Source organism: Thioclava kandeliae (assembly GCF_040297545.1).
GTDB classification, from domain to species: domain Bacteria; phylum Pseudomonadota; class Alphaproteobacteria; order Rhodobacterales; family Rhodobacteraceae; genus Thioclava; species Thioclava kandeliae.
Window position 1 is genome coordinate 37,245 of sequence record NZ_JAYWLC010000017.1, and the last position, 24,875, is coordinate 62,119.

The 24,875-nt window shown below is 59.2% G+C and carries 38 protein-coding genes; 2 read left to right on the forward strand and 36 right to left on the reverse strand.

Annotated elements, in window-relative coordinates; translation table 11 throughout:
* Positions 1-18: 18 nt before the first annotated feature.
* The 5 genes from VSX56_RS16130 to crcB form a co-directional block, all read right to left on the reverse strand.
* Entirely contained in the window at positions 19-1,035 is a 1,017-nt protein-coding gene (locus tag VSX56_RS16130) for an amino acid ABC transporter substrate-binding protein (RefSeq protein WP_339114402.1), read from the reverse strand.
* A gap of 222 nt (positions 1,036-1,257) precedes the next feature.
* Positions 1,258-1,968 carry an ATP12 family chaperone protein gene (locus VSX56_RS16135; protein WP_350938607.1) on the reverse strand — a complete coding sequence of 237 codons (711 nt, stop codon included), beginning with the start codon at positions 1,966-1,968 and terminating at the stop codon, positions 1,258-1,260.
* Positions 1,965-2,627, reverse strand: coding sequence for an HAD-IA family hydrolase (locus VSX56_RS16140; protein WP_339114400.1), 663 nt, complete (start codon positions 2,625-2,627; stop codon positions 1,965-1,967). Before VSX56_RS16140 ends, VSX56_RS16135 begins: the two co-directional genes overlap by 4 nt.
* Positions 2,627-3,670 (reverse strand): RluA family pseudouridine synthase, encoded by a 1,044-nt coding sequence (locus tag VSX56_RS16145; RefSeq protein WP_339114399.1) that lies wholly within the window; start codon positions 3,668-3,670, stop codon positions 2,627-2,629. The genes VSX56_RS16140 and VSX56_RS16145 overlap by 1 nt, the downstream gene beginning before the upstream one ends.
* Positions 3,667-4,047 (reverse strand): fluoride efflux transporter CrcB, encoded by a 381-nt coding sequence (crcB, locus tag VSX56_RS16150; RefSeq protein ID WP_339114398.1) that lies wholly within the window; start codon positions 4,045-4,047, stop codon positions 3,667-3,669. The genes VSX56_RS16145 and crcB overlap by 4 nt, the downstream gene beginning before the upstream one ends.
* Before the next feature lie 165 nt (positions 4,048-4,212).
* Here crcB and VSX56_RS16155 point away from each other — a divergent pair, with 165 nt between their 5' ends.
* Positions 4,213-5,544, forward strand: coding sequence for a replication-associated recombination protein A (locus VSX56_RS16155; protein ID WP_350938610.1), 1,332 nt, complete (start codon positions 4,213-4,215; stop codon positions 5,542-5,544).
* Here the strand turns inward: VSX56_RS16155 and VSX56_RS16160 are convergent.
* The 29 genes from VSX56_RS16160 to rpsJ all read right to left on the reverse strand — a co-directional run bounded on the left by VSX56_RS16160 (position 5,541) and on the right by rpsJ (position 21,605).
* Entirely contained in the window at positions 5,541-6,152 is a 612-nt protein-coding gene (locus VSX56_RS16160; RefSeq protein WP_350938612.1) for a helix-turn-helix transcriptional regulator, read from the reverse strand. The genes VSX56_RS16155 and VSX56_RS16160 overlap by 4 nt on opposite strands.
* 209 nt (positions 6,153-6,361) lie before the next feature.
* Positions 6,362-6,778: a 50S ribosomal protein L17 gene (rplQ, locus tag VSX56_RS16165; RefSeq protein WP_339114395.1), complete on the reverse strand. Its 417-nt coding sequence runs from the start codon at positions 6,776-6,778 to the stop codon at positions 6,362-6,364.
* A gap of 154 nt (positions 6,779-6,932) precedes the next feature.
* Positions 6,933-7,949 carry a DNA-directed RNA polymerase subunit alpha gene (locus VSX56_RS16170; protein ID WP_339114394.1) on the reverse strand — a complete coding sequence of 339 codons (1,017 nt, stop codon included), beginning with the start codon at positions 7,947-7,949 and terminating at the stop codon, positions 6,933-6,935.
* 117 nt (positions 7,950-8,066) lie between these two features.
* Entirely contained in the window at positions 8,067-8,456 is a 390-nt protein-coding gene (rpsK, locus tag VSX56_RS16175; protein WP_339114393.1) for a 30S ribosomal protein S11, read from the reverse strand.
* Between the two features lie 15 nt (positions 8,457-8,471).
* Positions 8,472-8,840, reverse strand: coding sequence for a 30S ribosomal protein S13 (gene rpsM / locus VSX56_RS16180; RefSeq protein WP_339114392.1), 369 nt, complete (start codon positions 8,838-8,840; stop codon positions 8,472-8,474).
* Positions 8,841-9,022: 182 nt separating this feature from the next.
* Complete coding sequence (locus VSX56_RS16185) at positions 9,023-9,610, reverse strand: adenylate kinase (protein WP_339114391.1); 588 nt, start codon at positions 9,608-9,610, stop codon at positions 9,023-9,025.
* Between the two features lie 14 nt (positions 9,611-9,624).
* Complete coding sequence (gene secY, locus VSX56_RS16190) at positions 9,625-10,986, reverse strand: preprotein translocase subunit SecY (protein WP_339114390.1); 1,362 nt, start codon at positions 10,984-10,986, stop codon at positions 9,625-9,627.
* Between the two features lie 112 nt (positions 10,987-11,098).
* Entirely contained in the window at positions 11,099-11,569 is a 471-nt protein-coding gene (gene rplO, locus VSX56_RS16195) for a 50S ribosomal protein L15 (RefSeq protein ID WP_339114389.1), read from the reverse strand.
* A 178-nt stretch (positions 11,570-11,747) separates the two neighbouring features.
* Positions 11,748-12,083, reverse strand: coding sequence for a ribonuclease E inhibitor RraB (locus tag VSX56_RS16200; RefSeq protein WP_350938616.1), 336 nt, complete (start codon positions 12,081-12,083; stop codon positions 11,748-11,750).
* A gap of 78 nt (positions 12,084-12,161) precedes the next feature.
* Entirely contained in the window at positions 12,162-12,347 is a 186-nt protein-coding gene (gene rpmD, locus VSX56_RS16205) for a 50S ribosomal protein L30 (RefSeq protein ID WP_339114387.1), read from the reverse strand.
* Between the two features lie 12 nt (positions 12,348-12,359).
* Positions 12,360-12,914 carry a 30S ribosomal protein S5 gene (gene rpsE, locus VSX56_RS16210; protein ID WP_339114386.1) on the reverse strand — a complete coding sequence of 185 codons (555 nt, stop codon included), beginning with the start codon at positions 12,912-12,914 and terminating at the stop codon, positions 12,360-12,362.
* 155 nt (positions 12,915-13,069) lie between these two features.
* A complete protein-coding gene (gene rplR, locus VSX56_RS16215; protein ID WP_339114385.1) occupies positions 13,070-13,429 on the reverse strand; it encodes a 50S ribosomal protein L18 in 360 nt (119 codons plus the stop codon).
* An 11-nt stretch (positions 13,430-13,440) separates the two neighbouring features.
* A complete protein-coding gene (rplF, locus tag VSX56_RS16220; protein ID WP_350938619.1) occupies positions 13,441-13,974 on the reverse strand; it encodes a 50S ribosomal protein L6 in 534 nt (177 codons plus the stop codon).
* Between the two features lie 12 nt (positions 13,975-13,986).
* Positions 13,987-14,385: a 30S ribosomal protein S8 gene (gene rpsH / locus VSX56_RS16225; protein WP_339114383.1), complete on the reverse strand. Its 399-nt coding sequence runs from the start codon at positions 14,383-14,385 to the stop codon at positions 13,987-13,989.
* A gap of 12 nt (positions 14,386-14,397) precedes the next feature.
* Positions 14,398-14,703 (reverse strand): 30S ribosomal protein S14, encoded by a 306-nt coding sequence (gene rpsN / locus VSX56_RS16230; protein ID WP_339108075.1) that lies wholly within the window; start codon positions 14,701-14,703, stop codon positions 14,398-14,400.
* Positions 14,704-14,721: 18 nt separating this feature from the next.
* On the reverse strand, positions 14,722-15,279 hold the full coding sequence (gene rplE, locus VSX56_RS16235; RefSeq protein WP_339114382.1) for a 50S ribosomal protein L5: 558 nt from the start codon (positions 15,277-15,279) through the stop codon (positions 14,722-14,724).
* Positions 15,279-15,584, reverse strand: a complete 306-nt coding sequence (gene rplX / locus VSX56_RS16240) for a 50S ribosomal protein L24 (protein ID WP_339108077.1) — start codon at positions 15,582-15,584, stop codon at positions 15,279-15,281. The genes rplE and rplX overlap by 1 nt, the downstream gene beginning before the upstream one ends.
* Positions 15,584-15,952: a 50S ribosomal protein L14 gene (gene rplN / locus VSX56_RS16245; protein ID WP_339114381.1), complete on the reverse strand. Its 369-nt coding sequence runs from the start codon at positions 15,950-15,952 to the stop codon at positions 15,584-15,586. Before rplN ends, rplX begins: the two co-directional genes overlap by 1 nt.
* A gap of 97 nt (positions 15,953-16,049) precedes the next feature.
* The gene (rpsQ, locus tag VSX56_RS16250; RefSeq protein ID WP_339114380.1) at positions 16,050-16,283 is read right to left on the reverse strand and encodes a 30S ribosomal protein S17; all 234 of its coding nucleotides are present in this window, start codon (positions 16,281-16,283) and stop codon (positions 16,050-16,052) included.
* An 11-nt stretch (positions 16,284-16,294) separates the two neighbouring features.
* A complete protein-coding gene (rpmC, locus tag VSX56_RS16255; RefSeq protein WP_339114379.1) occupies positions 16,295-16,498 on the reverse strand; it encodes a 50S ribosomal protein L29 in 204 nt (67 codons plus the stop codon).
* 208 nt (positions 16,499-16,706) lie between these two features.
* Positions 16,707-17,120, reverse strand: coding sequence for a 50S ribosomal protein L16 (gene rplP, locus VSX56_RS16260; RefSeq protein WP_339114378.1), 414 nt, complete (start codon positions 17,118-17,120; stop codon positions 16,707-16,709).
* Between the two features lie 13 nt (positions 17,121-17,133).
* The gene (gene rpsC / locus VSX56_RS16265) at positions 17,134-17,847 is read right to left on the reverse strand and encodes a 30S ribosomal protein S3 (RefSeq protein ID WP_339114377.1); all 714 of its coding nucleotides are present in this window, start codon (positions 17,845-17,847) and stop codon (positions 17,134-17,136) included.
* A complete protein-coding gene (gene rplV / locus VSX56_RS16270; protein ID WP_339114376.1) occupies positions 17,847-18,227 on the reverse strand; it encodes a 50S ribosomal protein L22 in 381 nt (126 codons plus the stop codon). Before rplV ends, rpsC begins: the two co-directional genes overlap by 1 nt.
* A 5-nt stretch (positions 18,228-18,232) precedes the next feature.
* On the reverse strand, positions 18,233-18,511 hold the full coding sequence (gene rpsS / locus VSX56_RS16275) for a 30S ribosomal protein S19 (RefSeq protein ID WP_339114375.1): 279 nt from the start codon (positions 18,509-18,511) through the stop codon (positions 18,233-18,235).
* Positions 18,512-18,514: 3 nt separating this feature from the next.
* On the reverse strand, positions 18,515-19,354 hold the full coding sequence (gene rplB / locus VSX56_RS16280; protein ID WP_339114374.1) for a 50S ribosomal protein L2: 840 nt from the start codon (positions 19,352-19,354) through the stop codon (positions 18,515-18,517).
* 301 nt (positions 19,355-19,655) lie between these two features.
* Positions 19,656-19,952, reverse strand: a complete 297-nt coding sequence (locus VSX56_RS16285; RefSeq protein ID WP_339114373.1) for a 50S ribosomal protein L23 — start codon at positions 19,950-19,952, stop codon at positions 19,656-19,658.
* Positions 19,949-20,569 carry a 50S ribosomal protein L4 gene (rplD, locus tag VSX56_RS16290; RefSeq protein WP_339114372.1) on the reverse strand — a complete coding sequence of 207 codons (621 nt, stop codon included), beginning with the start codon at positions 20,567-20,569 and terminating at the stop codon, positions 19,949-19,951. The genes VSX56_RS16285 and rplD overlap by 4 nt, the downstream gene beginning before the upstream one ends.
* Positions 20,566-21,285 (reverse strand): 50S ribosomal protein L3, encoded by a 720-nt coding sequence (rplC, locus tag VSX56_RS16295; protein ID WP_339114371.1) that lies wholly within the window; start codon positions 21,283-21,285, stop codon positions 20,566-20,568. Before rplC ends, rplD begins: the two co-directional genes overlap by 4 nt.
* Before the next feature lie 11 nt (positions 21,286-21,296).
* On the reverse strand, positions 21,297-21,605 hold the full coding sequence (gene rpsJ / locus VSX56_RS16300; protein ID WP_339108089.1) for a 30S ribosomal protein S10: 309 nt from the start codon (positions 21,603-21,605) through the stop codon (positions 21,297-21,299).
* A 306-nt stretch (positions 21,606-21,911) separates the two neighbouring features.
* On the opposite strand from rpsJ, the gene VSX56_RS16305 reads away from it, so the two are divergent.
* Positions 21,912-22,478 (forward strand): type 1 glutamine amidotransferase domain-containing protein, encoded by a 567-nt coding sequence (locus VSX56_RS16305; protein WP_350938626.1) that lies wholly within the window; start codon positions 21,912-21,914, stop codon positions 22,476-22,478.
* A gap of 35 nt (positions 22,479-22,513) precedes the next feature.
* Here the strand turns inward: VSX56_RS16305 and VSX56_RS16310 are convergent, their stop codons facing one another.
* On the reverse strand, positions 22,514-23,506 hold the full coding sequence (locus tag VSX56_RS16310) for a zinc transporter ZntB (RefSeq protein WP_350938628.1): 993 nt from the start codon (positions 23,504-23,506) through the stop codon (positions 22,514-22,516).
* 178 nt (positions 23,507-23,684) lie between these two features.
* A complete protein-coding gene (gene tuf, locus VSX56_RS16315; protein WP_339114354.1) occupies positions 23,685-24,860 on the reverse strand; it encodes an elongation factor Tu in 1,176 nt (391 codons plus the stop codon).
* Positions 24,861-24,875 lie beyond the last annotated feature (15 nt).

A 24,875-nucleotide genomic window follows, 5' to 3' on the forward strand; every position in this document is an offset into this window, starting at 1 on the left:
CCCCCTTCAGGATCTATATTAGCGGAAGGGCGGAGCGTAAAGCAGACCACCTTGGGTCCACTGTGCGTTCAGACCGCGCGCCAGACCGATCGGGGTATCCTCACCGATGGTGGCAGCGAAGATCTCGCCATAGTTGCCGCCCGCCTTGATCGCGCGCTTGGCCCATTCGGCGTCCAGACCGAACATCTTGCCCAGATCACCCTCTGCACCGAGAATACGGCGGATCTCGGGGTTCTCGCTGGTGGTTGCCAGCTCATCGGCATTGGTCGAGGTGATACCGTATTCTTCGGCAGCGATCAGCGCGTTCAGCGTCCAGCGGACAATATCGCCCCACTCGTTATCGCCGTGGCGGACCGACGGTCCGAGCGGCTCTTTCGAGATGATTTCCGGCAGGATGATGTAATCACCCGGATTGGCGAAAGCTGCGCGGGTTGCGGCCAGACCCGATGCGTCGGTGGTGTATGCGTCACATGCACCGGCGAGGAATTGCTGCTCGCCTTCCGAGTTGGTGTCAACCGAGACCGGATTATAGGTCATGCCATTGGCTTTGAAGTAATCGGCAAGGTTCAGCTCGGTGGTGGTGCCGGTCTGGATACAGACGGTCGCGCCATCCAGTTCCTTGGCCGAAGTCACTCCCAGATCCTTGCGGACCATAAAGCCCTGACCGTCATAGTAGTTGACGCCCGCGAAATCGAGTTTCAGGTCGACATCACGCGAGAAGGTCCAGGTGGTGTTCCGCGACAGCAGGTCGATCTCGCCCGAGCTGAGTGCGGTGAAGCGGTTCTGGCTCGAGACCGGAACGTAGTTCACTTTGCTCGCGTCGCCCAGAACGGCGGCGGCTACGGCTTTACAAATCGCGACATCGAAGCCGGTCCAGTTACCGTTGGCATCCGGCGTAGCAAAGCCGACCAGACCCGAGTTCACGCCACAGTTGAGCGTGCCGCGTGCCTTCACATCATCCAGCGTTGCAGCTTGTGCCGCGGCTGCGGTCAGACCAGTGGCAGCTACAGCGCCGAGAAGTGCTAGTTTATTCATTATTACCTCTTCCTGAGTTGCCGCCCTTGAGGGCGGTTCTTGAACGGTTCTCACGCGGCTTTGTGCCGTCGGGAGACTGTGAGGTTATCCCCAGTGCCAGAATTGTGAGCGCGTATTGGCTTTAAGGTCAAGAACCCAAACCATCATTTTGCAATAAATTCGCTCATCGATTAGGCAATTGCTCAGGAAAGGAACTCAAACTTGCCTTTTTAGACAGGCCGTTCACTCGTGTAACAAGGACCAGAACCGCGCGGCGTCCAGAAGAGCCTGTTTTTTGACCAGATCTGCAAGATGGGCCTCTTCGTCCAAGCCCCATTCTTCCGCTTGGAATCTCTCGTCAATTCGCGACAGCGTGAAGGCCTGTTCGGCGTCGATCTCACCTTCGATCACGGCCAGACCCAGAATCAGCGAGCCGCTGATTCCCACCAGATCATGTAGCGGCGACAGCTCGAAGGGGGTCAGCGCGCGCACCTCGTCATGCAGTTTGCGGAGGTCGACTTCCGGTTGCGGGACGGGCAGAAGCCCCTGCGTGACCGCAAGCGTGACCCCGTAACGCGCCTTGGCCCAAGCCAGAAGCGGGTCCCAGCCCTCGGCCTGGCGCTCGGCCAGACGCTCCGGCTGATCGGCGCGATAGCATAGCAGATCGGTGCCGCCATATTCCGCAATATAGGCCGCAACCTCCTCATGCTGGACGGCGACCTTGTCGATGGCGGCATTGGCCGCGCGGGTGAGTGGCATGGTCTCGGGCTTGATCTCGCCCTCCTGCGCGTCCCATTCGGCGGCAATCGCAAGCGCCAGCGCCTGTGTCGGCACCACCAGCGGCGCCTTTGCGGGGGTCTTCACCGGACGCCCGTCGAGCGCCACGCCGAACCCGTCGTCGGACGCCACTACGGTTGCCTCTTTCCAGAAACGTTTCGCAGTCCAGCTGCTCATGCCACCTCCTCCGTTAGGCGCGTCAGAAGCGCCTCCAACTCTTTGAAATCGTGAACGATATGATCAACACCGGCAGCCTCCAGCGCGTCCAGCGGATGATATCCCCATGCCACCCCGATGGTGCGCAAACCGGCGGCACGGCCCATCTCGATATCGTAGCTCGTATCCCCGATCATGACCGCCTGCGCAGCCTCCATGCCCGTTTCCTCGAGCGCCGCCTGCACCATGGCAGGATGCGGCTTGGAGGGATGGTCATCGGCGCATTGCAGCGACACAAAATGCCGCTCGAGCCCATGATGCTCGACCAGCGCGCGCAATCCGCGGCGCGATTTTCCGGTCGCCACCGCAAGCACGGTATCCTCGCGCGCCTGCAGACGGTCCAGCAAGTCCTTGGCCCCCGGATAGAGCGGAGCGGGGCTGGCCGCGCGGGCGGATTTGTAGCTGGCCTTATAGCCCTCGACCACCGCATCGCGGGTCGCTTGCGGCGCATCGGGCAGAAGCCGCATCAGAGCCTCGGGCAACGAGAGCCCGACGATCGACAACACCTCGGAGGCAGGCAGAGGCGTCAGCCCTACTGCCTCGAACCCCAGCGCCATCGCATGAGTGATATGGTGCTGGCTATCCGAGATCGTGCCATCGACGTCGAAGATGGCAAGCATTACATCAGATCCTCGAACGGATCGGCGGGCACATCTTTCTCGTTCCAGTCCAGCAACTTCCATGTCTTTTTCATATGCTCGGGCAAGGGCGCCTCGACGGTGATGCGCTTGCCGGTGATCGGGTGATCGAAGCTGATCTGGCGGGCATGCAGGTGCAGCTTACGCGAGACCTCGCCACCCAGCTGGGCGCCCCAGCCATCGCCCATGTTTTCCTGGCTCGAGCCACCATATTTGCCGTCGCCCACGATCGGGTTACCGATCTCGGCCATGTGGGCGCGCAGCTGGTGGGTGCGCCCGGTGATCGGCACCAGCGCGACCCATGACAGGCGCTGGCCAAGGATATGCAGCGTGAAATAATCGGTAGTAGAACGCTTGGCCTCGGGATGCTCGTTCATCTTGGCGGGATGGATGCAGATCATCTTCTCGCCCGCGCCATGCGGCCCGTGACCGCCCTGCTTTTCAAGCCCGTAGCGGATTGTGCCGAATTTCGGCTGCGGTGCTCCCGCGACGGCCGCCCAGTAGATCTTGCGGGTGGTCTTGCGGCGGAAAGCCTCCGACAGGCGGCGTGCCACACGGTCGGTGCGCGCCAGAAGCAGCACGCCCGAGGTATCCTTGTCCAGACGGTGCACCAGTTTCGGGCGTTCTTTATAGCCGAACATCAGAGCGTCGGCGAGGCCGTCCACATGGACATTGCCCTGCCCCGACCCGCCCTGCGAAGGCAGACCCGGCGGCTTGTTGATCGCGATGATATGCTCGTCCTTCCAGATCACGCAGGACTGGATCATCTTCTCCTGATCGGAGGTGATCGCACCATCATTCTTGGGCTCGGGGCGCTCTTCGGGCAACGGGGGCACACGCACCTCCTGCCCTTCTTCCAGACGATGGGCCGGCTTTACCCGCCCGCCATCCACGCGGATCTGCCCCTTGCGGCAGAGTTTTTCCACCATGATCTGCGTCATCTGCGGAAAGCGCTTCTTCAGGAAGCGGTCGAGCCGCATTTCCGCGCCATCCGCATCGACCTTGACGTTTTGAACCTTGCTCATGCCAGCACCCAGCGCATTACATGCACCCCGAAAATAAGACCCAGAAGAGACGCCCCGAGCGAGATCGCAACATAAACGGAAGCCAGCCCCGTTTCGCCCCGCTCGATCAGCATCCATGTTTCAAGCGAGAAGGAGGAGAATGTGGTGAACCCGCCAAGGATCCCCGTCGCCAGAAAGGCGTTCCAGTGGGTCAATTCTTTCTGACCCAGAAACGTCACCAGAGCGCCCATCAAAAACGAGCCGACGATATTGACGAAGATCACCCCGAGCGGGATCTGTTGAGGCCCCATCATCCGCAGGATCGCCACCCCCGAGAGGTAGCGCCCGGAGGCACCGATCGCGCCACCCAGCGCCACTTGCAACATCGTCAACAACATCTTCATCTCCTATCGCAGGCGCTTTTGCCCCGCCTGCGTGCCGGAACCCGCCGCCTTGACGGGCCCTGCATCCTTCATCTTTGGTGTGCTTGTGCCATATCTGCACGGATGATGCACCGCAAATCCCGTCTTCATCTTGCCTGAAAGGGCGATTACTGTGCACCCATGAGCGATCTTTTCGACAACAGCCCCGACATGGCCGACCAGCGCCCCGCAACCGAGCCCGAGTCGCGCGACCGGCCGCTGGCCGACAGTCTGCGCCCGAAAGATATCAACGAGGTAATCGGCCAGGCCCATATTCTGGCCGAGGAGGCCCCGCTGGGCCGGATGCTGGCCTCGGGTAAACTGTCCTCGATGATCCTCTGGGGCCCGCCCGGTGTGGGCAAGACCACCATCGCGCGGCTTCTCGCGGACGCCTCCGACCGCCATTTCGTGCAGATCAGCGCGATTTTCTCGGGGGTGCCGGAACTGCGCAAGGTGTTCGATGCGGCCAAGACCCGCCGCCGCGCGGGCCAAGGGACGCTCCTCTTCGTGGACGAGATCCACCGTTTCAACAAGGCGCAGCAGGACGGCTTCCTGCCGCATATGGAAGACGGCACCATCGTGCTCGTGGGGGCCACCACCGAGAACCCGAGTTTCGAGCTGAACCGCGCACTCTTGTCGCGCGCTCAGGTGATGGTGCTGCACAGGCTCGATGCGGGCGCGTTAGGGGAGCTTCTTTCGCGCGCCGAGGCCGCCCGTGGCACCCCCCTGCCCCTGACCGAAGAGGCACGCGCCACATTGGTGGCGATGGCCGATGGCGACGGGCGCGCCATGCTGAATCTCGTCGAGCAGGTCGCGGCGATCCGGGTGAGCGCCCCGATGGATGCCAAAGAGCTGGCCCAGCGGCTGCAACGCCGCGCCGCCCAATATGACAAATCCGGCGACGAGCATTACAACCTGATCTCGGCCCTGCACAAATCCGTGCGCGGCTCCGACCCCGATGCGGCGCTTTACTGGTATGCGCGGATGCTCGAGGGCGGCGAGGACCCCCGCTATCTGGCACGGCGCTTCGTGCGGATGGCGGTCGAGGATATCGGCTTGGCCGACCCGCAGGCCCAGACCCACGCCCTCCATGCCTGGGAGATCTATGAGCGCATCGGCTCGCCCGAAGGCGAGCTGGCGCTGGCGCAAACTGTGATTTATCTGGCTTTGGCCCCCAAATCCAATGCGGGCTATGTGGGTTATAAGGGTGCGCGGGCATTGGCCAAGCAGACCGGATCGGCGCCGCCGCCCAAGCATATCCTGAATGCGCCGACCAGCCTTATGAAAGAGCAAGGCTATGGCGCGGGCTATGCCTATGATCATGATGCCGAGGACGGGTTCTCGGGACAGAATTACTTCCCCGACAATGTGCCCCGTGCGCAGCTCTATGACCCGCCCGATCGCGGATTCGAACGCGAGATGCGCAAGCGGGTGGACTGGTTCGCCAAGCTCCGCGCCAAGCGCAATAGCTAGATCAGGCGATGCTCGCGGGCTTTGCGGATCGCCTCGGAGGTGGTGCGCGCCTCGAGCCTGAGCCGCGCCGATTTCAGCCGCGCCTTGAAGGCGCTCTCGCTGATCCCCAGACGGGCCGCCGCCGCGGTATGGCGATCTCCCGAGGCAAGCAGGCGTAATGCCTCCGCTTGGGCCGGCGTGAGCGACAGGCACTCCTCGTGATGGGCATGCAGCGCCTGCGTGATCCGCGCCAGCGCTGCCAACTCCTCATCCGAAAATTCGCGCTCTGCATGCGCGATGCCGATGATGGACCGCGAGGACATCGGACCCGCCGAGGCGCTCGCGCCAAAACAGAGCCCGAACCGCCCCGCCTCATCGAAGAGACCAAACGGATCCGGCAGCCGGATTGCACTCCATCGTGTCACACCGGTATGGGAAATTCCCCAGAACACCGCAGGGTCACGCAGATAATAGGATCGCTCGTTATAGCGCGTCACCCAGTCGGGCGGGTAGCTGCTGTGATAGATACGGGGCTGCGCCAGACGGATATGCAGTCCGACCATATATCCGGCCGGGGCGAGCTTATCGAGCTCGTCAAGCAATGCCTCTGTTTCCGAATCAAATGCCATGGCATCCCAATATCTAGCCAAAATATGTGCGCGCCCCAACAGCTAGGTCGAAGCCGCCGACAGTCATTCAAACCAAACACCGATTATGGCACCGGATCTCCCCTTCGGATGCCTGCCCCAAGCATTCCCCTAAAATCTTAAATAAAGCATTGAAAAACCCCGCCCAGAGGGACGGGGTTTGACCTTGTAGACCTAAAGGTAGGTCCGAATTATTCAGCAGCTTCTTCTGCTTCGAGGCGCGCACGGTCTGCAGCACCTTTGGCCGACGCATCGCGCTCGACGAACTCGATGAAGGCCATCGGAGCCATATCGCCGTAACGGAAACCGGCTTTGAGAACGCGGGTGTAACCACCGTTACGCTCTTTGAAACGCGGACCGAGGACGTCGAACAGCTTGGCAACGTCTTTATCCTGCTTCAGCATCGAAGCCGCTTGACGACGTGCGTGCAGGTCGCCGCGCTTTGCCAGCGTGATCAGCTTCTCGATCACCGGACGAAGCTCTTTTGCTTTCGGCAGGGTGGTCTTGATTTGCTCATGCTCGATGAGCGAGCCGCACATGTTGGCGAACAGCGCCTTGCGGTGTTCGTGAGTACGGTTGAGACGGCGGTAACCGCGAGCGTGACGCATGTGAATTCTCCGTAATTGCGTTTTGCTTTGTCAGGGCGCCGATGCGTGCCGGTGCCTCAGTTGGGGCGGAGCCCGATATTCCCAGCCTACGCTGGCATTGAATGGGGGGCGTTTAGCCCACGCCCCCCTATCCGTCAAGCCTGTAAGCGCGAGATCAAAACTGATCTTCGAAACGCTTGGCCAGATCCTCGATATTCTCCGGCGGCCAGTCTTCGACTTCCATCCCGAGATGCAGCCCCATGCCCGAAAGCACTTCCTTGATCTCGTTGAGCGACTTGCGGCCGAAGTTCGGGGTGCGGAGCATCTCGGCTTCGGTTTTCTGGATGAGATCGCCGATATAGACGATGTTGTCGTTCTTGAGGCAGTTTGCCGAACGGACCGAGAGTTCCAGCTCGTCGACCTTCTTGAGGAGGAGCGGGTTGAACTCGAGACCGTCTTCCGCGTCCTGCTTCGACGCCGATTCGGGCTCTTCGAAGTTGACGAAGATCGAAAGCTGGTCCTGCAGGATACGCGCCGCAAAAGCGACGGCGTCTTCCGGCGTGATCGAGCCATCGGTTTCGATCTTCATGGTCAGCTTGTCATAGTCCAGAACCTGACCTTCGCGAGTCGGGGTGACTTCGTAGGCAACCTTTTTCACCGGCGAGTAGATCGCGTCGATCGGGATCAGACCGATGGGCGCATCTTCGGGACGGTTCTTATCGGCGGCAACATAGCCTTTACCGGTATTCACGGTCAGTTCCATGAACAGGTCGGCGCCATCGTCGAGGTGGCAGATAACGTGCTCTTTGTTCAGAACCTCGATACCCGCGGTCTCCGCGATATCGCCAGCCGTGACAACGCCCGGACCTTTGGCCGAGACCGACACGCGCTTCGGACCTTCGATGTCCATGCGCAGCGACACGCCTTTGAGGTTCAGCACGATGTCGGTGACGTCTTCACGCACACCGGCCACGCTCGAGAACTCGTGGAGAACGTTATCGATCTGAACGCTGGTGATGGCCGCGCCTTGCAGCGAGGACAGCAGAACGCGGCGCAGAGCGTTGCCGAGAGTGAGGCCGAAACCACGCTCGAGCGGTTCTGCCACGAGCGAAGCCTGACGCTCCGGATCGTTACCCGGTTTCACTTCCAGCTGCGTCGGCTTGATCAGCTCGGCCCAATTTTTGTGGATCATGCAGTGCCTCCATACCTGTTCCCAACCCATGTCCTAAGCAGGGAACGCCCGAGGATAGAATGCGGACACGATTGGGCCGCGCGGTAAACCCCACACGGCCCAACCGGAATTCAAAAATCAGACGCGGCGGCGCTTCGGCGGACGGCAGCCGTTATGCGCGATCGGGGTGACGTCACGGATCGAGGTGACAGCCAGACCGACAGCAGCCAGTGCGCGCAGAGCCGATTCACGACCCGAACCCGGACCTTGAACTTCGACGTCTACGGTGCGCAGACCGTGCTCTTGTGCTTTGCGTGCAGCATCTTCTGCAGCCATCTGAGCGGCGTAGGGGGTCGATTTACGCGAACCCTTGAAGCCCATGGTGCCCGAGGACGACCACGAGATGGCGTTGCCCTGAACGTCGGAGATCAGGATCTTGGTGTTGTTGAACGACGAGTTCACATGAACAACACCAGCGGCGATGTTCTTGCGCTCTTTACGCTTCGTGCGGACCTTTTCACGTGCCATGTGTCAAGCCTCCCCTTACTTCTTCTTGCCAGCAATGGCTTTTGCCGGGCCCTTGCGGGTACGAGCGTTGGTATGGGTACGCTGACCGCGAACCGGAAGGTTCCGGCGGTGACGCAGACCGCGGTAGCAGCCCAGGTCCATCAGACGTTTAACGTTCATTTGAACTTCACGGCGCAGATCACCTTCAACAGTGAGGTTTGCGTCGATATATTCACGGATCGCGAGAACCTCTGCGTCCGACAGCTCGTTCACACGACGGGTCGCGTCGATGCCAACGGCTTCACAGATTTTACGCGCGGTGTCGTCGCCGATACCGGTGATATAGGTCAATGCGATCGGGGTGCGTTTCCCGGTCGGGATGTTGACGCCAGCAATACGTGCCAAAGCGTGCTTCCTTCACGTTGCGGTTCCGTAGCTCCAGAACCTTTTTTCACAACAGATGGCCCGAAACCTCATGTCTCGGACCCTGATTCCGGCAGGGTATAAATCCTGTCGAAAAATTGATTCTCATAAGAGAGACTTGCACCTACGAGGTTCCGCCCGCAACGTCAAGCCTCCCTGATGATTTATTGCTGCTGATCCAGGATCGCCGCGATCTGCGCGGCGACAGTATCAATCTCGGCCAGACCATCCACACGGAACAGATCGCCCGAGTGGTAGTAATAACCGATCAGCGGCGAAGTCTTCTTGTAATATTCCCGCAGGCGATCACCGAAAACTTCAGCGTTGTCATCCTTGCGGACCGGCAGCCCCTTGGCGGCAGCTTCCTCGGCGCGGCCCACTATACGACCGACCAGAATCGCATCATCGACAACCAGCTCGATCACGGCATCAAGCTTCTGCCCCATACGCGCCAGAAGCGCGTTGAGGGCGTCCGCCTGCCCCAGCGTGCGCGGGAAACCGTCGAAGATGAAGCCGTTACCATCGGTATTGCTCAGCTTCTCCTCGATCAGGCCGATCACGATCTCGTCGGTGACCAGCTCGCCGCGATCCATCACCTCGGCAACCTTCAGACCCATCTCGGTGCCCGAGGTTTTGGCCTCGCGCAGCATGTCGCCGGTCGAAAGCTGGACCATACCGCGTTCCGCGACGAGTTTACCGGCTTGGGTCCCTTTGCCGGCCCCGGGCGGGCCAAGCAAGATGATATTGGTCATAATCAATTTTCCTTTTAGCGGCGCGCAGGGGCCTTACGGCCGGACTTCTTGCGCTTGCCACGAAGTTGCGACTTTTCGATCAGACCTTCGTATTGGTGCGCAAGAAGATGCGACTGCACCTGATTGATCGTGTCCATCGTCACGGAGACGATGATCAGGACCGAGGTGCCGCCAAAGTAGAACGGGATCGAAAGCGACGAGCGGAGGATCTCCGGCAGCAAGCACACAGCCGCCAGATAAGCCGAACCGATCACCAACACACGCGAAACCACGTAATCAAGGTAATCTTCGGTTTTCTTACCGGGACGGATACCCGGAATAAAACCGCCTTGGTTCTTGAGATTGTCCGCGACTTCATCCGATTTGAAGGACACATTCGCCGTGTAGAAATACGCGAAGAACACGATCATCGCCACGTAGAACAGCAGATAAAGCGGCTGACCCGGCCCGAAATAGGCCAGAATGGTCGACATCACGGGGCCGGTATTGCCGCCCGAGAATGTCGCAATGGTGGTCGGCAGGAGCAAGAGCGACGAAGCGAAGATCGCAGGGATAACGCCTGCGGGGTTCACCTTGATCGGCAGATGCGAGGAGCCGCCATCATAGATTTTCATCCCCACCTGACGGCGCGGATACTGGATATGGATCTTGCGCAGCGCGCGCTCCATGAAGACCACGAAACCGATCACGGCAATGATCATGACGATCACGGCGATGGTCGCGGGCAGCGAGATCGCGCCGGCGCGGCCCTGGGCTAGGAAGCTCGCGAAATGCGCAGGGATTTCGGCGACGATGCCGACGAAGATGATCAGCGAGATCCCGTTACCGATGCCGCGTGCGGTGATCTGCTCACCCACCCACATCAGGAACATGGTGCCCCCAACCAGCGTGATGACCACAGCTGCCTGGAAATAAAGACCCGGATCGTGCGCAAGACCACCGGCCTCAAGTGATTTCGCCAGACCATAGGCCTGGAACGTCGCCAGAGCGACGGTGCCATAACGCGTGATCTGGTTGATCTTCTTGCGGCCTTGCTCGCCCTCTTTCTTCATCTGCTCCAGCGCCGGAACCATTGCGGCCAGCAGCTGAACGATGATGGAGGCCGAGATATACGGCATGATGCCCAGAGCAAAAATACCCATACGGCCGAGTGCGCCGCCCGTGAACATCGAGAGGATGCCCCCGAGGCCAGCGCCCGCGCTGTCCATAAAGTCGCGCAGGGCCTGTGCGTCGATCCCCGGAACAGGGATATAGGTCCCCAACCGGTAGATGATCAGCAAGCCGATGGTGAAGAAAATCCGTTGGCGAAGCTCGGTGGCCTTGCCCAGGGCGCCCCAAGAGAGGTTCGCCGCCATTTGCTCTGCAGCAGATGCCATATGCCTGTCTCTTTCATGTCAGCGCCGCCAGACCGGTATCCCGATCGGCGGCGCCAGAAAACCTATGCCTTTGTAAGCAGACCGGGGCCTGCTCACAACAGCTGATTAAGCCTTACTCGGCAGCGGCAGCCGCAACGGTGAGTTTACCGCCTGCTTTTTCGACAGCTTCAACAGCCGATTTCGAAGCACCGGTGACGTTCAGGGTCAGAGCCGACTTCACGTCGCCTTTGGCCAGAACGCGGATGCCGTCCAGCTTGCGGCGCACGAGGCCCGAAGCAACCAGAACGTCTTCGTTGATCTCTGCTTTCGCGTCGATTTTGCCGGCCTCGATGAATTTCTCGATCAGGCCGAGGTTAACAACCGCGAAGTGCTTGGCGTTGGGCTTCGAGAAGCCACGCTTCGGCAGACGACGGTAGAGCGGCATTTGGCCACCCTCGTAACCGTTCAGTGCAACACCCGAACGCGACTTCTGACCTTTGATACCACGGCCAGCCGTTTTACCTTTGCCCGAGCCCGGACCACGGGCAACGCGTTTTTTCTTCTGGGCAGCGCCCGCATTATCACGGAGTTCGTGAAGTTTCATATCGCTTCTCCTATCGCCGGACGTGACCCCAGAAGCGTAGCTGGGTCAGCCTCGGCATTTCTTGTTCTGCTTACGCAATTGATTCGGGCCCCGCGAGGGGGCCTGCCGCCGCTATACAGCCGCAAACGCCCACAGGCAACCGTTTAGACAGAGCGCCCAATCAGCAGGGCCCCTGCCCTCATTTACCGGAAAACGCCCACCCGTCGGGAGCAAAGCCGTGGATCGAGGCCAGCAATGTCAGCTGCTCTTCATGGGTCCACAGACTCTCCGCATTCAACGCGATGACGGGCGTCGTGATCTCGGCCACGGCCTCGTCCTCATCATCCTGCGCCTCATAGAACTCGACAGTGTAGCCAAGCCCTTCGGCAGCGTCCGACAGCTCGTCCCAGTTGGCACCGGCGTCATCCATTACGAACTGGAAGGCCACAACGCCTTGTTCCGGAACGGCATCCATCTTGGCGATTTCGGCGAAAATCTGGAAGGTCTCGGCCTTCTGGTCTTTCATATCCATCATTACTCTCCCGCAAGGACAGGCTGATACCAAAACGCCCCGGACAATGCCGGGGCGTTTTGTGAAAAATACTGAACGAAATCAGGCTTTTTCTTCGACGATCGCAACAAGGTGCGGGATCGAGTTTACCATGCCGCGGACGGCGGGGGTATCTTCGAGCTCGCGGGTGCGGTTCATCTTGTTCAGACCGAGGCCTTTCAGCGTAGCGCGCTGAGAAGCGGGACGGCGGATCGGCGAACCGATTTGTTTCACAACGATAGTAGCCATGTCCTGATCTCCTTACGCGTCAGCCGATTCGGCTTCCGGCTTCTTCAGGATGTCAGCCACTTTCTTGCCACGGCGAGCCGCGACGTTACGGGGGCTTTGTTCCTGACGAAGCGCATCAAGCGTCGCACGGATCATGTTGTAGGGGTTCTGCGAACCGGTCGACTTGGCGACCACGTCCTGAACGCCCAGCATCTCGAAGACGGCACGCATCGGACCACCTGCGATGATACCGGTACCTTGCGGTGCGGTGCGCATGATCACGCGGCCAGCCCCGTGACGGCCTTCGATATCGTGGTGCAGCGTACGCGCGTCACGCAGCGGAACACGGAACATGTTGCGCTTTGCTTGCTCGGTCGCCTTACGGATTGCCTCCGGCACCTCTTTCGCTTTGCCTTTGCCGAAGCCAACGCGGCCGCGCTGGTCGCCAACAACAACGAGAGCGGCGAAGCCGAAGCGCTTACCGCCCTTGACGGTTTTCGACACGCGGTTGATCGCGACAAGACGATCTGCGAATTCCGGGGTCTCTTCGCGGTCGCGGCGATCCCGGCGGTTTTCACGTTCTGCCATGAAAACATCTCCTGATATGGACCGAAGTCCTTTTCCCAATCCAAGTGGATTTATGTCCCTGGATCATCGAGGGGTTGCCCCCTGCTCTAAAATCGAAGGGCGCTTTGGGGCGCCCTTCGAGAGATTTCGATCACCCTGCCCTGAGGCAGAAAGGATCAGAACTTCAGACCGCCTTCGCGTGCTGCATCGGCCAGAGCTTTGATTTTCCCGTGGAACAGGAAACCGCCGCGGTCGAAGTAGCAATCGGTCACGCCAGCCGCTTTCGCGCGCTCTGCGATGGTTGCACCGATTTTGGTCGCTGCTTCCACGTTGTTCTTGCCAACCAGGCCCAGATCCTTCTCGAGGGTCGAAGCTGCTGCAAGGGTCACACCGTTGACGTCGTCGATCAGCTGGACGCTGATGTTCTTCGACGAGCGGTGAACCGACAGACGCGCACGGCCATTGGCCATTTTGCGCAGTTTGTTCCGCACGCGCAGGCGGCGCTTCAGGAACAGTTCTCTTTTCTTGTTCGCCATTTTCGCGCCCCTTACTTCTTCTTGCCTTCCTTACGGAAGACATACTCACCCTTGTAGCGGATCCCTTTGCCTTTATAGGGCTCGGGAGCGCGCCACTCGCGGATATTCGCAGCAACCTGACCAACGAGCTGTTGGTCGATGCCTTCGATGACGATCTCGGTGTTCTTGGGCGACGTGATGGTCACGCCAGCCGGAACAACGAAGTCCACATCATGCGAATAGCCCAGAGCCAGCTTCAGAGTGTTGCCCTGCATCGTGGCGCGGTAACCCACACCCTGAATTTCGAGCTCTTTCTTGAAGCCGGTGGTGACGCCGGTCACAAGGTTCGCGATCATCGAGCGGGCCATACCCCACTGCTGACGCGCACGCTTGGACAGGCCACGCGGGGTCACGGAAACCGACGAATCTTCAACCGCGAGGGTCACATCGTCGGTGGCGGTGAAGGTCCGGGTCCCTTTCGGGCCCTTCACTTCGATGGTTTGGCCGGACACCGAAGCGGTTACACCGCTCGGAAGTTCCACTGCCTTCTTACCAATACGAGACATCGTGAGACCTCCTTAGAAGACGGTGCAGAGGACTTCGCCGCCAACATTGGCGCTACGAGCTTCTGCATCCGACATCACGCCCTTGGACGTGGAGACGATGGAAACGCCGAGGCCCTGGCGGACCGACGGGACGTCTTTTGCAGCCATGTACACACGACGGCCGGGGGTCGAAACGCGTTTGATTTCGCGGATAACCGGCGTGCCTTCGTAGTACTTGAGGCTGATGGTGAGCTCAGGCAGGCCGCGCGAGTCGGTGGTCGACTCGTAACCGCGGATGTAGCCTTCCGCTGCAAGCACATCCAGAACCCATGCGCGCAGTTTCGACGCGGGGGTTTTGACGGTGGACTTGCCGCGCATTTGCGCGTTGCGGATACGGGTCAGCATATCGCCGAGAGGATCGTTCATAGACATATTCCGACCTCCTTACCAGCTCGACTTGACCATGCCGGGGATCTGGCCGAACGAGGCCAGGTCACGCAGCTTGATACGCGAGACTTTGAGCTTACGGTAGTAAGCGTGGGGACGACCGGTCAGCTGGCAACGGTTGTGCAAGCGGACAGCCGACGAATTGCGCGGCAGTTCTGCCAGCTTCAGGGAAGCTTTGAAGCGCTCTTCCATCGGACGATCCTGATCGGCGATGACTTCTTTCAGCGCGGCGCGTTTGGCGGCGTATTGTTTAACAAGACGCTCACGCTTCACTTCGCGCGCAACCATGGATTTTTTAGCCATTGTTCACTCTCCTCGCGATCAAGCCGTGAACGGCATGTTGAAGTGCTTCAGAAGCGCCTTCGCCTGCACGTCATCATTGCTCGTGGTCACGATGATGATGTCCATACCCAGAACTTCGTCGACTTTATCGAAATCGATCTCGGGGAACACGATCTGTTCCTTGAGGCCCATTGCGAAGTTGCCACGGCCATCGAAGGACGGCTTCACGCCGCGGAAGTCGCGGACGCGCGGCAGTGCCACGTTGATCAGGCGGTCGAGGAATTCGTACATACGGGTGCCGCGCAGGGTCACCTTGCAGCCGAGCGGCATCTCTTCACGAACGCGGAAGCCTGCAATGGACTTCTTCGCTTTCGTCATGACAGCCTTCTGACCGGCGATGAGCGTCAGCTCTTCAGCGGCTTGCTTGACTTTCTTGGTGTCTTTCGTGGCTTCGCCAACGCCCATGTTGATCACGATCTTTTCGATCTTCGGGATCATCATGTCGTTTTTCAGACCGAATTCTTCCTTCATGGCAGCACGGATCTTGGATTCGTACTCTGCCTTCAGGCGCGGGGTGTAGGTAGCTTGATCGAGCATCAGATTACGTCCCCTGTGGTCTTGGCGAAACGAACCTTTTTGCCGTCTTCCATGCGGAAGCCAACGCGGGTCGCTTTGCCGTTTGCGTCCAGCAGAGCGAGGTTCGACAGGTCGATCGGCATTGCCTTCGGCTGACGGCCACCTTGGCTCGTTTGGGTTTGACGGGTGTGACGGATAGCGACGTTCACGCCATCGACAACCGCTTTGTTCGAAGCCGGCATAACCGAGGTGATCTCACCTTGTTTGCCTTTGTCCTTACCGGACAGAACAACAACCTTATCACCTTTACGGAGTTTAGCAGCCATTACAGCACCTCCGGAGCAAGCGAGATGATTTTCATGAAGTTCTTGGCGCGCAGTTCGCGAACAACCGGTCCGAAGATACGGGTACCAACGGGCTCGTTGTTGTTGTTCAGAATGACTGCTGCGTTCGAGTCGAAACGGATGGCGGTGCCATCTTCACGACGAACTTCTTTAGCGGTGCGAACGACGACGGCTTTACGCACGTCACCTTTTTTCACACGGCCACGCGGAATGGCTTCCTTTACGGAGACGACGATAATGTCGCCGACCGACGCATAGCGACGGTGCGAACCACCCAGAACCTTGATGCACTGAACTTTCCGAGCACCGGAATTATCAGCAACATCCAGATTGGTCTGCATCTGGATCATAGGGTTACTCCCGACCTTTGGAGACGACCATGCAGTTGGCGCCCCAGGGTTTCGATAAACTGGTGTTTATCGCCGGGCCTGTCATTCCTTGCGGAAATCAGGCCTCGACGACGACCGTCCAGCGCTTGGTCTTCGAAATCGGCGCACACTCTTCGATACGAACGGTGTCACCTACCTTGAAGGTATTGTTCGCATCATGCGCACGATACTTCTTGGATTTACGAATGGTCTTTTTCAGAACGGGGTGCGTGAAGCGGCGTTCAACGATGACGGTGATCGTCTGCTCGTTCTTGTCCGAGGTCACGACGCCTTGAAGGATACGTTTGGGCATGGGAAGATTCCTCAGTTCGCAGCAGCGTCAGCAGCTTTTTGGTTCAACACGGTTTTCACGCGAGCGACGTTACGACGAACGGCGCGCATGCGAGCGGTGTTTTCCAGCTGGTTCGTGGCTGCCTGGAAACGGAGGTTAAACGCTTCCTTTTTCAGCGCGACGAGCTCGTCACGGAGCTCATCGGCCGTCTTGGCCTTGAGTTCTTGGGCTTTCATGCCTTTGGTCCTTTAAATAGCACCAGAGGGCCCCGCTTGGGTGCGTTGACACACTTGGGGTGACCCTGATTCTGGTGGGTTATGTCGGTCCTGTCACCAGGAACTCGGGCCAACTAACATCATCAGCCCGCTCTGGCAAGGGGAAATCCAATAAAACAAGGCGCAGAGGTCTCCCCCTGCGCCTTGTTCCGATTCATAGAGACCGGAATTACCAGTCTTGACGCTCGACGATGCGGGTCGCGACCGGGAGCTTCGCAGCACCAAGGCGCAGGGCCTCGCGTGCGATGGTCTCGTTCACGCCGTCGATTTCGAACATCACGCGGCCGGGCTTCACTTTCGCTGCCCAGAAGTCCACGGAACCTTTACCTTTACCCATACGGACTTCGGTCGGTTTCGCGGTGACCGGGGTATCCGGGAAGATCCGGATCCAGACGCGGCCCTGGCGCTTCATGTGACGGTTGATCGCACGACGGGCAGCTTCGATCTGACGTGCGGTGACACGCTCGGGCTCGACGGCCTTCAGACCAAAGTGACCAAAGTTCAGATCGGTGCCGCCTTTGGCTTCACCGTGGATCCGGCCTTTGTGCTGTTTGCGGAACTTAGTCCGTTTCGGTTGCAACATGGTATACTACTCCTCAGCGCTCGCGCTCACGGCGCGGACCGCGCGGTGCCGGGCCCTCTTGGGCTTCAGCAGCTTTGCGCTCACGTGCCTGCGGATCATGTTCCATGATCTCACCTTTGAAGATCCACACTTTCACACCGATGATCCCGTAGGGGGTCATGGCTTCGTCGTGTGCATAATCGATATCCGCGCGCAGCGTGTGCAGCGGAACGCGACCCTCACGATACCATTCGGTACGCGCGATCTCGGCGCCGCCCAGACGGCCGGCAACGTTCACACGGATACCTAGGGCACCCATGCGCATCGCGTTCTGAACGGTACGCTTCATCGCGCGACGGAAGGACACACGACGCTCGAGCTGTTGGCAGATGGACTCTGCTGCGAGCTGCGCGTCGATTTCCGGCTTACGGACTTCAACGATGTTCAGGTGAAGTTCGCTGTCGGTGAAGTTTGCCAGCTTCTTGCGCAGAGCTTCGATATCGGCGCCTTTTTTGCCGATGATCACACCCGGACGTGCTGCGTGAATGGTCACACGGCACTTCTTGTGGGGGCGCTCGATGATAACGCGCGAGATGCCAGCTTGCTTGGCTTCGTCCTTGATGAACTCACGGATCTTGATGTCTTCGAGGAGAAGATCACCGAAATCCTTGCTTTCAGCGAACCAGCGGCTGTCCCAGGTGCGGTTGACCTGGAGACGCATACCGATCGGATTTACCTTATGACCCATTATGCTTGCTCCTCAACCTGACGCACCTTGATGGTGAGCTCCGAAAACGGCTTCATGATCTTGCCGAAGCGACCACGAGCACGCGGGCGACCGCGCTTCATGACCAGGTTCTTGCCAACCCATGCTTCCGCGACGACCAGCTCGTCAACGTCCAGACCGTGGTTGTTTTCCGCATTGGCGATCGCCGATTGCAGGCACTTCTTCACGTCCAGAGCGATACGCTTCTTGGAGAAGGTCAGATCGGCCAAAGCCTTGTCGACCTTCTTGCCGCGGATCATCGCTGCAACGAGATTCAGTTTCTGCGGCGAGGTGCGAAGCATGCGCGATTTTGCCATTGCTTCGTTATCCGCCACGCGGCGCGGATTCTTTTCCTTACCCATGACGATTACTTCCTCTTGGCTTTCTTGTCAGCAGCGTGACCGTAATAGGTACGGGTCGGCGAATATTCACCGAACTTCTGACCGATCATTTCCTCGGTCACGGCGACCGGGATGTGCTTCTGACCATTGTAGACCCCAAAGGTGAGGCCAACGAATTGCGGCAGGATGGTGGAGCGGCGCGACCAGATCTTGATCACTTCGCCTTTGCCCGACTCGCGTGCTTTCTCTGCTTTTTTCAGCAGATAGGCATCGACGAAGGGGCCTTTCCAAACAGAACGAGACATATGTTAGCGACCCTTCTTCTTCGCGTGACGCGAGCGCAGGATATATTTATCCGTCGACTTGTTCGAACGGGTGCGTTTGCCCTTGGTCGGCTTGCCCCACGGGGTAACCGGATGACGGCCACCGGAGGTCCGGCCTTCACCACCACCATGCGGGTGGTCGATCGGGTTCATTGCAACACCGCGAACGGTCGGGCGGACGCCCATGTGACGCTTACGACCTGCTTTACCGAGGTTCTGGTTCGAGTGGTCATGGTTCGACACGGCACCGATGGTGGCCATGCATTCCTGACGCACAAGACGCAGTTCGCCCGAAGAAAGACGGATCTGAGCGTAGCCACCATCACGACCCACGAACTGGGCATAGGTGCCAGCTGCGCGTGCGATCTGACCGCCCTTGCCGGGCTTCAGCTCGATGTTGTGAACGATGGTACCGATCGGCATACCCGAGAACGGCATTGCGTTACCCGGCTTGATGTCGACCTTTGCACCCGAAACGACCTTGTCACCGAGGGCGAGGCGTTGCGGTGCGAGGATATAAGCGGCTTCGCCATCTTCGTAGCGGATCAGCGCGATGAACGCGGTCCGGTTCGGGTCGTATTCGATACGCTCGACGATAGCCGAAACATCAAATTTGCGACGCTTGAAGTCAACGATACGGTAGAGACGCTTGGCGCCACCACCCTTGTGCCACATCGTGACGCGTCCGGTGTTGTTCCGGCCACCAGTCTTCGTCAAACCCTCGGTGAGGGCTTTGACCGGACGGCCTTTCCAAAGCTCCGAACGGTCGATCAGAACCAGCCCACGCTGGCCCGGCGTAGTCGGTTTATACGACTTAAGTGCCATGCTTTCTGTCTTCCGTTAGCTGAAGGCGGGTTGTACCGCCTTATGTGAAGGGCCCCTAAGGTCCCCAGATAACAACGCGATTTGGCCCCGGACGAATCCGAAGCCTCTGGCGATGGGCGTAGCTACCAAATCAAACGCAATCCGTCTACTGCTGAATCCGATGTTTTGGCGCTTTCGGCCCTTATATTTAAGGACGCGGCCCAAAGGATTGAAGCATCTGGATTTTCCGGCACTCCGAGCCCGCCCAAAGCAAAAGCCCCCGCGACAGCAGGGGCTTTCGGTAGTCTTAAGGATCAACAGATCACAGACCGGTGGTCACGTCGATCGTGTTGCCCTCTTCGAGGGTCACATAGGCCTTCTTCACGTCCGAGCGCTTGCCCGCGATGCCGCGGAAACGCTTGGTCTTGCCTTTGGTGATCGTCGTGTTGACTGCTTTCACCTTGACGTTGAAGAGGGTTTCAACCGCTGCTTTGATCTCGGGCTTCGAGGAGTCTTTCGACACTTCGAAAACCACGGCACCGTTTTCCGACGCGAGCGTCGCTTTTTCGGTGATGATCGGCTTGACGATTACGTCGTAATGTTCGGGTTTCGCGCTCATTTCAGGCGAGCCTCCAGTGCTTCGACACCCGCTTTGGTGAGAACCAGGGTCTCACGCTTGAGGATGTCATAAACGTTGGCGCCCATCGACGGTAGAACATCGATACCTTCGATGTTGCGAGCTGCTTTCGCGAAGTTGTCGTTCACGTCTGCACCGTCGATGATCAGGACCTTTTTCCAGCCCAGTTCCTTAGCCGCTTTGGCCAGCGCTTTGGTTTTCGATTCGCCGAGGTTGATGTCCTCGAGAACCACCAGATTGCCGGTTGCCGCTTTGGACGACAGAGCATGCTTCAGACCCAGTGCACGGAACTTCTTCGTCAGATCGTGGGCGTGCGAACGCGGGGTCGGACCCTTGTACACACCACCGTGACGGAAGATCGGAGCCTTCTTGGAACCGTGACGTGCGCCACCGGTGCCTTTTTGGCGGTAGATCTTCTTGGTCGAGTAAGACACGTCCGACTTGCCCAGCGTCGAGTGCGTGCCGGCTTGTGCACGCGCACGCTGCCAGCGAACAACGCGGTGCAGAATGTCTGCACGCGGCTCGAGACCGAAGATGTCGTCAGCCAGATCGATATCGCCAGCTTTGCCAGCGTCGAGCTTGATCACATCAAGTTTCATGCTTCACCCCCTTCTGCCTGAGCTTCCTCGGCAGGAGCAGCCGCGCCTTTCAGAGCCGCCGGCATCGGAACGTTCTCGGGGAGCGGTTTCTTGACCGCATCCTTGATCGTGACCCAACCGCCTTTGGAACCCGGAACCGAACCCTTTACCAGGATCAGACCGCGCTCGGAATCGGTGCGAACGACTTGCAGGTTCTGGGTGGTCACACGCACGGCACCAAGATGGCCAGCCATCTTTTTGCCTTTGAAGACCTTGCCCGGATCCTGACACTGACCGGTCGAACCGTGCGAACGGTGCGAGATCGACACACCGTGCGATGCACGCAGACCGCCGAAGTTGTGGCGCTTCATCGCACCAGCAAAACCTTTACCGATGGAGGTGCCCGCGATGTCCACGAACTGGCCTTCATTGTAGTGGCTTGCTGCGATTTCCGAACCGACTTCGATCAGGTTTTCTTCGGATACGCGGAATTCAGCAACCTTGCGCTTGGGCGCAACGGAAGCTTTCGCGAAGTGACCACGCACAGCCGCGCTTACGCGCTTGGCTTTTGCGTCGCCTGCACCCAGCTGCACAGCAACGTAACCATCGCGATCGGTGGTACGTTGGGCAACGACTTGCAGGTTGTCGAGTTGAAGAACGGTAACAGGAACCTGCTTGCCGTCTTCAAGGAAAAGCCGGGTCATGCCCAGCTTCTTGGCGATAACACCAGTCCGCATCGTGACCTCCCTTATACCTTGATCTCGACGTCAACGCCGGCGGCGAGGTCGAGCTTCATCAGTGCGTCAACGGTTTGCGGGGTCGGGTCGACGATGTCGAGCATACGCTTATGCGTACGGATTTCCCACTGGTCGCGCGACTTCTTGTCGATGTGCGGACCACGGAGAACCGTGAATTTCTCAACTTTGTTCGGCAGCGGGATGGGGCCGCGAACCTGTGCACCCGTGCGCTTGGCGGTGTTAACGATTTCCTGCGTGCTGGCATCCAGTACGCGGTAATCGAACGCCTTCAGCCGGATGCGGATGTTTTGACCGTTCATATGTCATGCCTCTCGCATGGCGTGAAGGTTGAGAGGCAGACAGCACCGGATGTGACGCCTGCTTCGAACCTAAGATCTGATGGGTAGATCAGGCTGCGCGAATAGGCCGCCTGAAGGATTCTGTCAACCCATGCTGGGCGATTAGCGGTGATTTTCTCGTCTGGCCCCACCCTGCCCTGTGGACGGAGGGTCTCACGCGACCTTGAGGCGCAGAAAAGGAACAGTTTCAGGCCCGAGGTGTTGTGCCTCCAACGAACGCAGCTGGGGCATACGCCCTATCTGATACCATATTCGAAGGAGGACACCATGCCGAAGATTACCGACAGCAAGATCCTGATTATTGCCACCGATGGCTTCGAGAAGACCGAGCTGACCGTTCCGCGCGACAAGCTGCGCGAGGCGGGAGCGACAGTCGATATCGCCTCGCTCGATGGTGCCCCGATCCGCAGCTGGGACGAAACTGACTGGGGCGAGATGGCGCAGGCCGAGCTTAAAATTTCCGATGCCAATGTCGACGATTATGACGCCATCATCCTGCCGGGCGGCCAGATCAACCCCGACGTTCTGCGCACGAAACCCGAGGCCGTCGATCTGGTGCGGGACTTCTACAACGCCAAGAAAATCGTCGCCGCGATCTGCCATGGGCCTTGGATGCTGGTTGAAGCCGGTGTTGTGAAAGACCGCAAACTGACCTCCTACCCCTCGATCAGGACCGATATCCTGAATGCTGGTGGTCACTGGGAGGATAAAGAAGTGGTCAATGATCAGGCACTGATCACCTCGCGCAATCCCGGCGATCTTGACGCTTTTGTCAACAAGATCATCGAGGAGGTTGAGGAGGGCCGCCACACCCAGCGCAGCAAAGCCGCCTGACCCAAAGCGCGCCGCCTCCCCGGGGTGGCGCGCCCTTATTGACGCCCCATCGTCAGCAGCCGCCACATGAACAAAAGCTGCACCATGACCAGCCCGACGCACCAGAGACAGAGCCACATAAAGGCGTTGTCGCTGTTCAGTCCGGGCATGCCCCCGATATTGACCCCGAAGAGTCCCGTCAGGAAGCCCAGCGGCAGGAAGATTACCGAGACCACCGATAGGACAAAAGTATTACGGTTCACCCGGTCCGAAAGCTGGGTCGACAACTCCTCGCGTAGCACCTGCGCTTGATCACGCAGCTCGTCCATATCCTCCGTGATTCGGGTCATTTTCACCGCTTCCTCTTCCAGCTCGCGCCGGACCTCTTCGGTTACCAAAGCACATTGCGCTTGGGAGGCCTTCAGTAGCGCCTCGCGTTGCGGCCCCAGATAGCGTCGCACAGCGATGACCTGAAGCCGCAGATCCAGCACATCGCGGCGCAGATGGTCCCCACCCTGCCCGTAGACCTTATCCTCGAGAGCTTCGGCGTGCTCGTCGAGCTCGCTTTGGAAGGCGCCGATACGGCCAACGATATCCTCCGTCAGCCGCACGACGAAGAGCCCGGCATTCTCCGGCACTTGTCCCGACCGGATCGCGTCGTCCATACGCTCGATCGCCCGCACCCGCTTGCGCGCAATCGTTACGATCCGCTTGCTATCTGCATAGATGCGAAGGGACACCATATCCTCGCGATCCTCACCCTCGTTGAAATTGATCCCCCGCAGGATGATCAGCATCCCCTCTCCGATAACCGTCGTTCGCGGACGGGTATCGCGGTCCAGCAGTGCTTCGACAGCCTGCGGTTCAAGATAATCCAGCTCCTGCCGGATCCAGCTCTGCGCCTCGGGATGGGTGCCGTCCAGATGGACCCAAGCCAGCCGGTCATCGCGCAGCGCTGCAACGATATGGGCCTCGTCGGCATGTAGGAGGTCATTCGCGGAGGGATGGCCTGTCAGGATATGGGAAAGCTTGATCGGGCTGGTTGTCATACGGCGCGCTCCTTGGATCGTGGCGCATAGCTAGCGCCCTGCCCTGCTGGAGACAATCTCTTTCGCCGCTGGCCCCTGTGCCCTCCTGTGGCCCCTGCCCGTTCACATCAGCAGGGCGGGCAAAGCAAAAGGGCGGCCCTTGGGCCGCCCTTCCGTAAATCACATGATCCGCGTGGGATTATGCGAGGATTTTCGACACAACGCCTGCACCAACGGTACGGCCACCTTCGCGGATTGCGAAGCGCAGACCATCTTCCATGGCGATCGGAGCGATCAGTTCGACTTCGAACTTCAGGTTGTCGCCCGGCATAACCATCTCGGTGCCTTCCGGCAGCGTAACGGTCCCGGTGACGTCCGTGGTACGGAAGTAGAACTGCGGACGGTAGTTCGCGAAGAACGGCGTGTGACGGCCACCTTCCTCTTTGGTGAGGATATAGGCTTCTGCTTCGAACTTGGTGTGCGGCTTGACCGAACCCGGCTTGCACAGAACCTGACCACGCTCAACGCCTTCACGGTCGATACCGCGAAGCAGGGCGCCGATGTTGTCGCCTGCTTCACCACGATCCAGCAGCTTGCGGAACATTTCCACACCGGTGCAGGTCGTTTTCTTGGTGTCGCGGATACCGACGATTTCGAGTTCGTCGCCGACGTTGATCACGCCGCGCTCGACACGACCGGTCACAACGGTACCACGGCCCGAGATCGAGAACACGTCTTCGATCGGCATCAGGAAGGGCTGGTCAACAGCACGTGCCGGGGTCGGGATGAAGTCGTCAACGGCTGCGATGAGCGCGCGGATCGAGTTCTCGCCGATTTCCGGATCGCGGCCTTCGAGGGCTGCAAGTGCCGAACCTTTGACGATCGGAATATCGTCGCCGGGGTAGTCGTAGGACGACAGAAGCTCGCGGACTTCCATCTCGACCAGATCCAGCAGCTCTTCGTCGTCAACCTGGTCAACCTTGTTCAGGTAAACAACCATGGTCGGGATGCCGACCTGACGGCCGAGCAGGATGTGCTCGCGGGTCTGCGGCATCGGGCCGTCAGCTGCGTTCACAACGAGGATCGCGCCGTCCATCTGTGCCGCACCGGTGATCATGTTCTTAACATAGTCAGCGTGGCCGGGGCAGTCGACGTGCGCGTAGTGGCGGTTTTCCGACTCATACTCGACGTGTGCGGTCGAGATGGTGATGCCGCGTGCTTTTTCTTCCGGTGCGCCGTCGATCTGGTCGTAGGCCTTGAAGTCACCGAAATACTTGGTGATTGCTGCGGTCAGCGTGGTTTTGCCGTGGTCAACGTGGCCGATCGTGCCGATGTTAACGTGCGGTTTGTTACGTTCAAACTTTGCCTTTGCCATAATGGCCTCCTGTCA